Origin of the sequence: Hydrogenovibrio sp. 3SP14C1, assembly GCF_029625905.1 — a bacterium.
Taxonomy (GTDB): domain Bacteria; phylum Pseudomonadota; class Gammaproteobacteria; order Thiomicrospirales; family Thiomicrospiraceae; genus Hydrogenovibrio.
Window position 1 is genome coordinate 1 of record NZ_JARTLM010000067.1, and the last position, 281, is coordinate 281.

1 protein-coding gene is annotated in these 281 nt (G+C 42.3%); it reads left to right on the plus strand.

The window, feature by feature from the left end:
• The coding region (locus P8629_RS11665) for a methyltransferase (RefSeq protein WP_278166295.1) at positions 1–281 on the plus strand (281 nt) is incomplete at both ends.

A 281-nucleotide genomic window follows, 5' to 3' on the forward strand; every position in this document is an offset into this window, starting at 1 on the left:
TCTCGTCTTTTCTCAGCCCGATGTTCAGCCCATTCCCTCGATTGAAGAAAGTATTTGCTGGAGCATTGATGATAAAACGATTGAATTAACTAATCTGCCTAATGTCTACTCTGCTGAACGTTTGGATCAAGGTGCGCGTTTACTCTTAGATTATTTACCTCAAGATGACACCTTAGAGAGTATTATTGATTTAGGATGCGGCAACGGCGTTTTATCGGTCAAACTCGGGCAACTGAACCCGCAAGCCAAAATAATCTCTGTTGATGAAAGCTTTATGGCGG